Origin of the sequence: Rhodococcus spongiicola, from assembly GCF_004011835.1 — a bacterium.
Lineage (GTDB): Bacteria > Actinomycetota > Actinomycetes > Mycobacteriales > Mycobacteriaceae > Prescottella > Prescottella spongiicola.
This window is the reverse complement of record NZ_RKLN01000001.1, coordinates 602,338-614,505: the sequence shown is the minus strand read 5'-3', so window position 1 is coordinate 614,505 and position 12,168 is coordinate 602,338. Positions and strand designations below refer to the sequence as shown.

Below are 12,168 nucleotides of genomic sequence, written 5' to 3'. Positions count from 1 at the left end.
GAACGTACGCCTAGAACTGCGAAGGCGAGGGCATCGGGTATTCCTTCCCCTCTACGCGGAAGTCCGCGAAGTCGAAGCCGGGAACGACGATGCAACTGACCAATCCCGCCTCGTCCCCGATCGGCCGAGCTCGCTGCCAGCAGTTAGGTGGTATGACCACCTGGGGAATCTGGCCGGACGAAATGTCCGGTCCGAGAACGTGCGTCGTCACCGGTCCGGGTGCGTCGCCGTCGCCGGCGAGTTCGAGTAGCAGAGGACTGCCACGGTGGTACAGCCAGATCTCGGTGCCACGCACCGTGTGCCACGCGGACTGTTCCCCGGGCTCGAGCAGGAACAGGATCGCGGTGCCGGCCGACCGCGATCCGCCGAACATATTCGGCAACGCGACGCCAGGCAACTCGATGTCGCTTCGCCAGGTCTCGCGGTACCAGCCGCCTTCTTCGGGGTGCGGGATGAGATCGAGGGCTCTGGCCCACTCAGGGAAGGAGGTCACGACACCATGATGAACCGAATGTTGGCGTAACGCGAACGTAGCCCCGTCGCTGATGGTGGAATGATCGCCATGACCCACCCGAGTGGAGATTCGGTAGTCGGTTCGAATTCGGCGGTCAGCATCGAGGCGGCCGTCAGGGCGTTCGTTCATGGGTTCGCTCCGGTTGGCAACCGGTCCCGGGTGGAGCGGTTCGCGACCACCGGGGTGGATGCGAATTCGGCTGTTTCGTTCAACTCCCTCAACCACGCCGGCGGCCTGGCCGGCCCTGGTGATACGTCCGCCTCGGTCAAGAACGACACCATCTGTTCGATTGCACACCTCGACCTCGGCGCCGGTCCGTTGGTCCTGGACGTGCCGGATACCACCGCTGTCTACTTCGTACTCCAGTTCGTCGACGGGTGGACCAACACCTTCGCGTACATCGGCAAGCGCGCGACGGGCACCAAGGCGGGTCGCTACGTCCTGGTTCCGCCGGGATGGCCAGGTGAACTACCAGCCGACGCCACCTCGGTGCACTGCCCGACCCGCATCGTGTCGATGGTGGGGCGGTGGGCATGCGACGGCGTGGACGATATCGGTCGCGCCCGCAAACTCCAGCAGCAGATCTCGTTGACACCGCTCTTCGCGAGCGACTCCGCGATCGGGGTGATCGACGGCACCGGATGGCGAGTCCGGCTTCGTGCCAACGAAATCGGGGTGCCCGCTGCCGCGGCGACGGGTGTGCGGTGGGATACCCACGGGCACGAGGCCGCCGTCACTCCGATATGCACGGACGCGGACGGTGACCAGTTGGCGGGCGATCGTCGCTACACCATCACTTTCGCGCCCACGCCGCCCGTGGACGGTTTCTGGTCGATCACGATGTACAGCATGCCGCACTTCCATCTCGTATCGAACCCCATCGAGCGGTACTCGATCGGGGATCGCACGGAGGGACTGGTCTACGGCGACGATGGTTCACTGACCATGACATTGAGCGCCACCGAGCCGTCGGAGCCGACCGCACGAGCCAACTGGTTGCCCACCCCGACCGGTCGCTTCCGGCCGTTGCTGCACATGTACTCCCCGAACGAGACCGTGTTCGACGGCAGCTACGGGATCCCGCCGATCGTGAAGTCCGACGCTTGAGCTGTCGCTGTCAGTGCCCGAGAAACTGAGTCAGCTCCCGCGCTGCCGCGCGTCCGGCTCGGTTGGCGCCGATCGTCGACGCCGATGGGCCGTAGCCGACCAGATGGACGCGCGGGTCCGCCGCGACCTGCGTCGCGAGTCGGCCGGTCATGGTGATCCCGCCGCCGGGGCCGCGTAGCCGAAGCGGCGCGAGATGGTCGAGCGAGGAACGAAACCCCGTACACCACAGGATGACGTCGGACCGCTGCTCGGATCCGTCACGCCACCGGACGCCGGTCTCGGTGATCTCCGAGAACATCGGCAGACGTTGCAGGACGCCACGGTCTCGCGCGGCCCGAATCGCGGGATTGACGGGCAGACCGGTCACCGACACCACCGAACCCGGTGGAAGTCCACGCCGCACTCGATCCTCGACAAGTGCCACGGCGGCGCGGCCGATCTCGGGTGTGAACGGTTCCTCGCGGAACTCCGGCTCCCGGCGGGTCACCCACGTGGTCGTCGTCACCCACGAGATCTCGTCGAGCAACTGGATCGCAGAGATCCCGCCGCCGACCACGATCACGTGCTTTCCCTCGAACTCGTGTGCCGAGTGGTAGTCGCGTGTGTGCAGCTGGCGGCCCTCGAACCGTTCGGCGCCGGGAACGGCGGGGACGAACGGTCGCTCCCACGTTCCCGTCGCGTTGACGAGGCCACGGGTCAGGTACGTCCCCTCCGGAGTCTCGACGGCGAGCCGCTCGCCGCGATCGGACACGACCGTGGCGTGCACCGGCCGATGCACGGGCAATTCGAACCGCTTCTCGTAGAGCTCGTAGTAGGTGGGGACGGCGTCGGCGGCCTGTACTGCGTCGGCGCGGGGTCCGACGGTCTCGGCGAACGACATTCCGGGCAGGTCGTGCACGTTGTTGACGGTCTGCAACGTCAGCGACGGCCATCGGAACTGCCAGGCTCCACCCGGACCGGGAGCGTGGTCGAGGACGACGAACTCGCGCTCGGGCGCCAGACCTGATCGGCGTAGATGGTAGGCGGTGGACAAGCCGGCCTGACCGGCTCCGATCACAACCACTTCCAGCTGGGTGTCCATCCCGCTCCGTCCTGCCCGTTTCGTTCTGGCATAGCCTGAATTTGCCGTCCGATTTTTCCGCAACGCGCGCGACGGTTCCGTTGTTCCACAGGGCTCGGTCGGTGGATCTCGCGTTGCGGGTACTGTTCGGATCGCACCTGCCGGGGACCGTCCACGGTGGATGGCGCCAGCGTTCGAGGAAGCGAGTGAGATCCGATGATCGGGACCAGCCGGGACGGCCACGTGGTCACGCTCGAGTTGCAGCGCCAGGATCGCCGCAACGCACTCAATACCGAGTTGTGCATTGCGCTGCGCGAGGCTCTCGAGAAGGCTGTGGCCGATGGGGCCAGAGTGGTCGTGCTGACCGGACAGGGCACCGCATTCTGTGCGGGCGCCGACCTCTCCGGTGATGTGTACGCCGAGGGATTTACCGACCACCTACTCGCCATGTTGCACACGATCGATGAGATCCCGGTCCCGGTCATTGCCGCGATCAACGGTCCTGCGGTGGGGGCCGGCACCCAGCTCGCGCTTGCGTCGGACCTGCGCGTGGCCGCGCCCGAAGCCAGCTTCGGTATCCCCGCTGCGAAGCTCGGAATCGCGGTCGACAAGTGGACGGTGCATCGCCTGGTGTCGCTCATAGGCGGCGGCCCGGCTCGCACGATGCTTCTCGGTGCCGAGACGCTTTCGGCGGATGAGGCTTTCGCACGCGGTCTGGTGAACAAGATCGGCGACATCGGTACCGCGCAGAACTGGGCACGGAGCATCGCGGAACTCGCGCCTCTGTCTTTGCGGCACCTCAAGCTGGTCTTCAACGACGACGGCACCCGCGAACCGCAGACAGAGGAGCAGCTCGCCGCAATGTTCGCGGCATGGTGCAGCGAGGATGCGCAGGAGGCGCGGGTAGCGCGTCTCGAGAACCGCGAGCCGGACTTCCGGGGTCGATAGAGGGGAAGACGATGATCGGCAGAGGAGCACTCGTCGCAGCGGCGGTGGCAGGACTGGGATGGGTGGCCCGGGCCGCGTGGGGAACGATTCCGGCGCTCGGAGCGTCCCGCGCGGATATCGAACCGTACGCGTCGGAGTCACCGCGGTACCGCGACAACCGGTTCCACAATTCAGACCCGAGTTCGTCACTGCCGGCCGGATCGCAATCTGGCCTCGCGAAGGCCCTCCTCACACGCGGCAGCACGGGCCGGCCACGACGCGCGATCCCACTTGCGACGCCGCTGGCACCGGCCACCGCCGGCGAACTGGCCGTCACCTGGGTCGGGCATTCGAGTGTGCTGGTCGAGATCGATGGCCGCCGAGTGCTGACGGATCCCGTATGGAGTGAACGGGTTTCGCCGTCCACCGTCGTGGGGCCTTCACGCATGCATCCGGTGCCGATGGCGCTGGCAGACCTGCCCGCGGTCGACGCCGTAGTCATATCTCACGACCACTACGACCACCTCGATCAGGCGACGATCGCGGCTCTCGCCCGTACCCAGGACACCATGTTCGTCGTCCCCGTCGGGGTGGGCGCGCATCTGCGACGGTGGAACGTCCCGGACGCGAGGATCGTCGAACTCGATTGGGACGAGAGCGTCGAGGTGGCCGGACTGACCCTGACCTGCACCGAGGCTCGCCACTTCTCAGGTCGGGGGCTCTCCCGCGACACCACGCTGTGGGCGTCGTGGGTGATCGCCGGTCCACGACGGAAGGTGTTCTTCGGCGGCGACTCCGGGTACACGCCGCGCTTCGCCGACCTCGGCCGCCGGTACGGTCCGTTCGACGTCACCTTGTTGCCGGTCGGTGCCTACGACGAGCACTGGCCGGACATCCACATGAATCCCGAGGAGGCGGTCCGCACACACCTCGACGTGGGAGGCGCGCTGCTGATCCCGATCCACTGGGCCACGTTCAACCTCGCGTTCCACTCTTGGGGTGAGCCGATCACCCGTCTGACCGACGCGGCCGCCACCGCCGGGGTGGAGATGTCGGTTCCGATGGTGGGCCAGCGCGTCGACGCGATGCGTCCCGCCGCGCAAGAGAAGTGGTGGAAAGACCTGGCTTGAGCCGCATCGTGGTCACCTGACCTGCACCACAGTGCGGAGGCGCCCGGTGATCGTGTGATCGACATGACCGCGCCGGAACGTGGATCATTCAGTGGCGGCCGCGGCAGGTTGGCATAGCCTTCGTGTCATGGCAACGGACGAGCCGATCGAAGGTGGCGTTGTCGGCACCTTGGACACCGATCCTCGGCACATCGAGCACGGCCTCACTGCCGATCAGGTGGCGCAGCGGGTCGCGAACGGGCAGACCAACGATGTGCCGGATCGAGCGAGCCGTTCTGTCAAGGACATCGTCCGGGCGAACGTGTTCACCCGGATCAACGCGATCCTCGGCGTCCTGTTGATCATCGTGCTGGCGACGGGGTCGATCGTCGACGGGATGTTCGGTCTGCTGATCATCGCCAACAGTGTGGTCGGCATGATCCAGGAGATCCGCGCCAAGCGGACGCTCGACCGCCTTGCGATCGTCAGCCAGGCCAAGCCGGTGGTTCGCCGCGACCGGACGGCGACGCCGCTGCCGCCCAAGGAGGTCGTGCTCGATGACATCATCGAACTCGGCCAGGGCGACCAGATCGTGGTCGACGGCATCGTGGTCGAAGCGTCGGTCCTCGAGGTAGACGAGTCGTTGCTCACAGGCGAGGCCGATCCGGTGCCCAAGCCTGTCGGTGCCCGGGTGCTGTCGGGCAGCTATGTCGCTGCCGGCAGCGGCGCCTACCGGGCGACCAAGGTGGGGCACGAGGCGTACGCCGCGAAGCTCGCCGACGAGGCGAGCAAGTTCACGCTGGTGCACTCCGAGTTGCGTTCCGGCATCAACAAGATCCTCAAGTTCATCACCTACCTGATGATCCCGGCTGGTTTGCTGATCATCTACAACCAGCTGTTCTCGAGCGGTCAGGCACTCGGACCGGCGCTCACCGGAATGGTCGCTGCCCTCGTGCCGATGGTCCCCGAGGGTCTGGTGCTCATGACGTCGATCGCGTTCGCGGTCGGGGTGGTTCGACTCGGACAGCGCAAGTGCCTGGTGCAGGAGTTGCCCTCGATCGAGGGCCTCGCCCGGGTCGATGTCGTCTGCGCGGACAAGACCGGCACCCTCACCGAGACCGGCATGAGGCTCGCCGAGGTGCGCACCGCCAAGCCGGACGACGAGCAGGCCGCCCGTGCACTGGCCGCGATAGCCGCGGACGATCCGCGTCCCAACGCGAGCATGCTCGCGATCCGGGAGTCGCTCACCGACGATCCGGGCTGGGAACCGACCGCCGTCGCACCGTTCTCGTCGGCCAAGAAGTGGAGTGGCCAGTCCTACGGAGACAACGGCAACTGGATCCTCGGCGCCCCGGACGTCCTGCTCGACCCGGACAGCAACATGGCGAGGCAGGCCGAGGAGGTCGGCGCGCGGGGCCTGCGAGTGCTGCTGCTCGGCAGCAGCGACCGGCCGGTCGACGCTCCGGATGCGCCCGGTGGCGTCACGCCGCGGGCGCTGGTGATCCTAGACCAGAAGGTGCGCCCCGACGCCCGCGAGACCCTCGATTACTTCGCCGGTCAGAAGGTCGAGGTCAAGGTCATCTCCGGTGACAACGCCGTTTCGGTGGGCGCGGTCGCGTCGACGTTGGGCCTGCCGGGTGGGGACAACGCGGTCGACGCGCGCAGGCTGCCAGAGGAACCCGAGGCACTTGCGGACACGCTCGAGGAGGCCACCACCTTCGGCCGGGTGCGCCCCGACCAGAAGCGCGCGATGGTTGGTGCGCTGCAGTCACGCGGCCACACCGTCGCGATGACCGGGGACGGTGTCAACGACGTCCTCGCGCTCAAGGATGCCGACATCGGAGTAGCGATGGGTTCGGGCAGCCCGGCTACCCGCGCGGTCGCGCAGATCGTGCTGCTGGACAACAAGTTCGCGACGCTGCCGTACGTGGTCGCTGAGGGCCGGCGCGTGATCGGCAACATCGAACGGGTCGCGAACCTGTTCCTCACGAAGACCGTCTACTCGGTGCTGCTTGCCTTCCTCATCGGCGTCTCGGGCATCGTGGCGCAGATCTTCGACTTCGACCCGCTGCCGTATCCGTTCCTGCCGCGACACGTGACGATCGTTGCCTGGTTCACGATCGGCATCCCCGCGTTCATCTTGTCGCTGGCACCCAACAACGAGCGTGCTCGCACCGGATTCGTCGGCCGTGTCATGCGGCTCGCGATCCCGTCGGGCGTGATCATCGGTGTCGCGACGTACGTGTCGTATCTGTTCGCATACGCGGGCCCCGAAGCCAGCGAGCAGCAAGTGGAGCAGGCCGGGACAACGGCGCTGATCACCCTCATCATGATCGCGCTGTGGGTCCTGGCCGTCGTCGCCCGCCCGTACACGTGGTGGAAGATCGTGCTGCTCGTGTGCTCGGTGCTCGGCTACGTCGTCCTGTTCGGGTTCAGTTTCACGCGCGAATTCTTCAAGCTCGATCCGTCGAACGTCGCCGCGACGACCGGTGGGTTCGTGATCGGGCTGTTGGGCGTGCTGCTGGTCGAGGTCGCTTGGTGGGTGACCGGACGGGTCCACGGTGAGCGCCGTCGACTGTTCGCCTCGAGCGACGACCTGCCAGGCGTGCACTGATGTGCTGTTCCAGCAGGTCATGACCATCTGACGCCCACTGTCGCCGCCGACCGGGCGAAGTTGGCGGCACAATCGACAGGTGAGCTTGAGCCTGGTACTGCTCGTCATGATCGCCGCCATCGCGGTGACGAGCCTGGCGAAGCGGCGGGATCTGCAGGTTCCTCTCGTCCTCGTCGCGTTCGGGTCCGCGGCATCATTCATCCCAGGCATGCCCCGGCTCGAACTCACGCCAGAGATCCTCCTCGGGGTCGTGCTCCCTCCGCTGCTGTACTCGGCCGCACTGGACTTCTCGATCGCGAGCCTGCGCCGCAACCTCGCCTCGATCCTGCGGCTCGGCGTCGGGCTCGTGCTGGTGACGGCCTTTGCTGTCGGGTTCTTCGCGAACTGGCTGGTCCCCGAGTTGACCCTGGGGGCGGCCCTCGTCCTCGGCGCGGTTGTCGCGCCCACCGACGCGGTCAGCGCGGTGAGCGTCGGACGCAAGCTGGGCCTGCCGAAACGCGTACTGGCGATCCTCACCGGTGAAGGACTGCTCAACGATGCGACCGCACTGACGCTGTTCACTGTCAGCGTCGGCACCGTCGCCGGAACCCGCGTGCTGATCGAGCAACCAGTACTGTTCTTCCTCTACGAGGTCGCCGGCGGCGTCGTGATCGGTGCCGTGATGGCCACTGTGGTCAGGCTCGTCCGGGACCGCATGTTCGACTCACCGCTGGAAACTGTTCTGGGGCTGGTGCTGCCGTTCGCGGCCTACCTCGCCGCGGAGGAGATCGACGCCTCCGGTGTACTGGCGGTCGTGGTGGCGGGCTTCGTGATGGGCCATCATGCGACCAACGCCTCGATCCCGACGAGGATCCAGGAGCGCTCGCTGTGGGCGACACTGGACCTGCTGCTCGAGATGTTCGTCTTCGCGTACATGGGGCTGCAACTCAAGTTCGTCATCGACGACGTCGCCAACGAGGGACTTCCCGTCTACCACGTGTTCGCGTACGGGTTCGCGGTCCTGCTGGTTGCCATGCTCGTGCGGCCACTGTGGGTGTTCGTCATCTGGGGTCGGCTGAGAATTCGCCGGGACCCCGCAAAGGGAGCCGCGGTACAGACCGGGATGACCTGGCGGCAGAAAGTCGTCGTCTCCTGGGCAGGTATGCGTGGCGTCGTCACCCTCGCCGCCGCGGGCGGTGTCCCGGTGCTGACTGCGGCCGGCGACCCGTTCCCGGGGCGCGGCGTCATCCAGGCGATCGCGTTCACCGTCGCTGTGGGCACGTTGCTGATCCAGGGCTCGACCATCCCCTTCGTGATCAAACGGCTCGACGTCGCGGACCACGAGGAGGCCGAACGTGGCCGCCGGGAGGTGCAGTTCGCACGCCGCATCTCGGCCGTCGCCGCCGAGCGTGCTCTCACCGAAGCAGCAGCCAGTCCGCCCCCAGGGGTCGACCCGGAGGAGTTCGCGCACGCTCTCGACCGGGTGCGCGTGTCGATCCGGGCCCAGGCGCAGGTCGAGGAGGCCGAGGGCGATGACGACGGCAGTGGTGACGATGGCAGCGACGACGGCAATACCACGAGGCTGCACCACGCCGGGGCCCTGTTCGACACGGTGCGGCGCCGGGTGCTCCAGGCGCAACGCAGCGCACTCATAGCCGCGCGTGACGAGGGATACCTCGACGACGAGGTCCTGCGCGCCGAACTCGAATCGCGAGACATCGAGGAGGCGGCCGCGGAACAGCGCGTGCGCCGATGGAGGGGATGACGGGCACAATCGGATCCGTGACCCTGACCCGGATGGCGCTCACCTTGCTCGTCTGCGCCGCGACTGCCGTCGGCTGCGCGACGACGGCGCCCGAGTTCGTGTCCGCGACCGCCGCCACTACCGCGGCCGAGTCGGTGGTCCCAGCTCCCGACCCAGCCGAGCGCGGCCTCGTGGTGTCCGCCGAACCGTTCATCGGCATCGGGTTGCTGGGGCAGCGGATCCTGTATCGGTCGACGTCCGGGATCGACGGCAGCGGAACCGAGGTCTCGGGTACGGTGTTCGCCCCGCCTGGGCAGGCCCCGCCCGGCGGCTGGCCCGTGGTGACCGTAGGGCATCCGACGACCGGTCTGCTCGACGAGTGTGCGCCCTCGCGTGCCCCCGACCTGTTGGGGTCGGACGGGCTCGTCCGGGACCTGCTGGGCCATGGATTCGTCGTCGCCGTCACCGACTACCAGGGGTTGGGCACGCCCGGCCCGCATCCCTACCTGGAACCGATCACCGCAGCGTACAACCTGATCGACGTGGTTCGGGCGGCACGGTCCCTCGTTCCGGACACCTCACCGCGCTGGGCGGCGATAGGGGAGTCGCAGGGTGGTCAGGCGTCGTGGGCGGCCGCGGAGCAGGCCGCGGTGTACGGCGAAGGACTCGACTTCGTCGGGGCTGCGAGTCTGTCGCCGCCGGCTGACCTCAGCCCGGTCGTGTCCGATGGCCCGCCGAACCTCAGCGTGCCGCAACAGATGTTCCTGCCGATGCTGCTCGACGGGCTGGCGGTGGCGCACCCCGATCTCGACGCGAGCGCCTACATCCACGGCCCGCTCCTCGAGAATCGCGACGTGCTCCGTTCGTGTACGCGCGATCTCCTGCCCCAGAAGCTGGCCATCGCATTGAGCCTCACCCCCGCGGACACGGCCCCACGCAGCAACGCCGACGTCACGAGAATGCGCGAGTGGCTAATGCAGGACGCCCTGCCGCAGCGACCGGCTGCGGCACCGATGCTGGTGGTGGTCTCCGGCCTTGACGAGCTCATCCAGCCGGACTGGACCGTCGACGCTGTCGACCGAGCGTGCGCTCTCGGTGACAACATCGAACTGCGGTACCGCGCCGACGACCACCACGCCGATTCGCGCGCACTGCCCGGTGCGGTCGACTGGGTTGCGGGGCGGTTCTCGGGGGCGCCGGTCGCGAACACGTGCGCCGGAGCAGTAGCGCCGTGAGTGTGCCACGCTGTGGACCGTGCCGGTAGCCACCGTGGACCGTGCCGGTAGCCGCCGCGGCGGTTGGAGCCACCGCGGTTGGGCACTGTTGTGCACGTCACTCTCGAGATTGGATACCATCGGTGCCCAAGTCGAAGGTGCTCGTCACCGTCCACATCTGATCGGCGGAACCCGCGCAACGTGCGCATCGCCGCCTCGCGCTCATCACGGAGGTCTCGAAGTCCATGGCCGGTCGCCACAGTGCCCCACCGTCGAAACCGGTTCCGCCCGGAGTCAAGTACACGACGATAGGGATCACCGTCGCGGTCGTCGTCGGCGTCGGAGCCTTTGCCATCGTCGGCGGCCTGGTCGGCAACAAGTGTGACTCGGTGAGCGACTACACCGTGGCCGCAGATCCCTCGATCGCTCCCGTTCTCAGCGAGGTCTCCAGCGGAACCTCGGCAGAAGACCTCGGCTGTCGCAGCTTCTCGATTCAGGCCGCGTCCGGTGTCGAGGAACTCGGGGCACCGGGCCGTGAGGGTGGCCCTGAGCTGTGGATTCCGGATTCCACGCGGTGGGTCGCTCACGCGAGTGGCGTGTCGGGCACCCAGTTCGACGTCGCGGCCCCGTCGGTTGCGAGTACGCCGATCGTGATCGCGGCACGTGACGGCGAGATGCCGTTCTTCGCGAACTGGGTGAGCGCGTTGGAACTGCAGGGGCTGCGGACCGGCGACCCGCTGTCGAGCAGTATCTCGAGCGGGCCGATCGTCGGCGCACTCGTCGAAGCGGACACGGGCCAGGTCCCCGCCGACTCTGTCAATGGGGCCCTGGTCCCACTCGCGCAGACGCAGGCCACCAACATGCTCGAGGCCGACGCCGGGAAGCGTCTCGAGGCCGTCGTGTCGGATGGCGGCACTGCGATCGCGACCGAACAGCAGGTAGGAAACCGGGGGGATCAGTCGGCAGGGTTGACGGTCACCGCACCGAACACGGGGGCCGTGTTTCTCGACTACCCGATGGTGGTGACTGCGCCGGACTCTCGCCGCGACGAGGCTAAGGAAGCCGGCGTCGCGCTGGCGGAGGTGATGCGCTCTGCAGCCGGGCAGACCGCACTGTCGGAGGGTGGCTTCCGGGGGCCGGATCGCGCTCCGCTCGACGCCGGTCGGGGAGTCGGGGAGATTGTGGAGTTGACGGTGGCCGACCCCGAGGCGGCGTCGCAGTTGCTGAAGCGATACGCCGTGCTGGCGCTGCCGTCGCGAGCACTCGTCGTCGAGGACGTCTCCGGATCGATGTCCGAGACCGCCGGCACGGAGACACGGATTGCTTTGACGGTCCAGGCAAGCGAGACCGGGGCAAAGTTGTTCCCGGACAACGCGCAACTCGGTCTGTGGGCGTTCTCGATCGGGCTCGGTGAGAACGGGAAGGACTACAGGGAACTCGCGCCGATCCGCCGTCTGGACGAGAAGAGGAACGGTGTCAGCCACCGCGAGCGCCTCACCGATGCGGTGCGCGAGCTGCCGACACTCGTCAACGGTGGCACCGGGCTGTACGACACGACGCTCGCGGCGTTCCGCAAGGTCAAGGAGAGCTATGACCCCGCCGCGATCAACAGTGTCATTCTCTTGACCGACGGCTCCAACGAGGATCCGTCGAGCATCACGCTCGACGAATTGCTCGACACATTCGAGAAGGAACAAGACCCCGCACGTCCTGTCATCATCGTCACGATCGGCATTACCGCCGACGCCGACGCCGAGACGCTGCAGCAGATCTCGGCCGCGACTGGGGGAACCAGTCATATCGCGCGCACACCCGCCGAGATTCCCGGTGTCTTCGTCGACGCAATGCGCAGTCGCGCCGCGGCCTGACGCGGAGCACGACCGCCCATCCGTCGCTTGTG

General features: G+C 67.3%; 9 protein-coding genes. 7 read left to right on the top strand and 2 right to left on the bottom strand.

The window, feature by feature from the left end; translation table 11 throughout:
* Positions 1–10: 10 nt before the first annotated feature.
* Entirely contained in the window at positions 11–493 is a 483-nt protein-coding gene (locus tag EF834_RS02845) for a cupin domain-containing protein (RefSeq protein ID WP_127945569.1), read from the bottom strand.
* A gap of 69 nt (positions 494–562) precedes the next feature.
* On the opposite strand from EF834_RS02845, the gene EF834_RS02840 reads away from it, so the two are divergent.
* Complete coding sequence (locus EF834_RS02840; protein WP_127945567.1) at positions 563–1,621, top strand: DUF1254 domain-containing protein; 1,059 nt, start codon at positions 563–565, stop codon at positions 1,619–1,621.
* Between the two features lie 10 nt (positions 1,622–1,631).
* On the opposite strand, the gene EF834_RS02835 is transcribed toward EF834_RS02840, so the two are convergent.
* A complete protein-coding gene (locus EF834_RS02835) occupies positions 1,632–2,702 on the bottom strand; it encodes an NAD(P)-binding domain-containing protein (RefSeq protein ID WP_127945565.1) in 1,071 nt (356 codons plus the stop codon).
* Between the two features lie 195 nt (positions 2,703–2,897).
* On the opposite strand from EF834_RS02835, the gene EF834_RS02830 reads away from it, so the two are divergent.
* The 6 genes from EF834_RS02830 (at position 2,898) to EF834_RS02805 (ending at position 12,136) form a co-directional block, all read left to right on the top strand.
* Positions 2,898–3,629, top strand: a complete 732-nt coding sequence (locus EF834_RS02830; protein ID WP_127945563.1) for an enoyl-CoA hydratase — start codon at positions 2,898–2,900, stop codon at positions 3,627–3,629.
* A gap of 11 nt (positions 3,630–3,640) precedes the next feature.
* Positions 3,641–4,738: an MBL fold metallo-hydrolase gene (locus EF834_RS02825; RefSeq protein WP_127945561.1), complete on the top strand. Its 1,098-nt coding sequence runs from the start codon at positions 3,641–3,643 to the stop codon at positions 4,736–4,738.
* A 127-nt stretch (positions 4,739–4,865) separates the two neighbouring features.
* Positions 4,866–7,331, top strand: a complete 2,466-nt coding sequence (locus tag EF834_RS02820) for an HAD-IC family P-type ATPase (protein WP_127945559.1) — start codon at positions 4,866–4,868, stop codon at positions 7,329–7,331.
* A 79-nt stretch (positions 7,332–7,410) separates the two neighbouring features.
* The gene (locus EF834_RS02815; protein WP_127945557.1) at positions 7,411–9,075 is read left to right on the top strand and encodes a Na+/H+ antiporter; all 1,665 of its coding nucleotides are present in this window, start codon (positions 7,411–7,413) and stop codon (positions 9,073–9,075) included.
* 17 nt (positions 9,076–9,092) lie between these two features.
* On the top strand, positions 9,093–10,289 hold the full coding sequence (locus EF834_RS02810; protein WP_235870964.1) for a lipase family protein: 1,197 nt from the start codon (positions 9,093–9,095) through the stop codon (positions 10,287–10,289).
* Positions 10,290–10,513: 224 nt separating this feature from the next.
* The gene (locus tag EF834_RS02805; protein WP_127945555.1) at positions 10,514–12,136 is read left to right on the top strand and encodes a substrate-binding domain-containing protein; all 1,623 of its coding nucleotides are present in this window, start codon (positions 10,514–10,516) and stop codon (positions 12,134–12,136) included.
* Positions 12,137–12,168: the final 32 nt, after the last annotated feature.

Coding starts and splice junctions, on each gene's coding strand:
- EF834_RS02840 (WP_127945567.1), top strand. CDS start 563: ATGACCCACCCGAGTGGAGATTCGGTAGTCGGTTCGAATTCGGCGGTC.
- EF834_RS02835 (WP_127945565.1), bottom strand. CDS start 2,702: ATGGACACCCAGCTGGAAGTGGTTGTGATCGGAGCCGGTCAGGCCGGC.
- EF834_RS02830 (WP_127945563.1), top strand. CDS start 2,898: ATGATCGGGACCAGCCGGGACGGCCACGTGGTCACGCTCGAGTTGCAG.
- EF834_RS02825 (WP_127945561.1), top strand. CDS start 3,641: ATGATCGGCAGAGGAGCACTCGTCGCAGCGGCGGTGGCAGGACTGGGA.
- EF834_RS02820 (WP_127945559.1), top strand. CDS start 4,866: ATGGCAACGGACGAGCCGATCGAAGGTGGCGTTGTCGGCACCTTGGAC.
- EF834_RS02805 (WP_127945555.1), top strand. CDS start 10,514: ATGGCCGGTCGCCACAGTGCCCCACCGTCGAAACCGGTTCCGCCCGGA.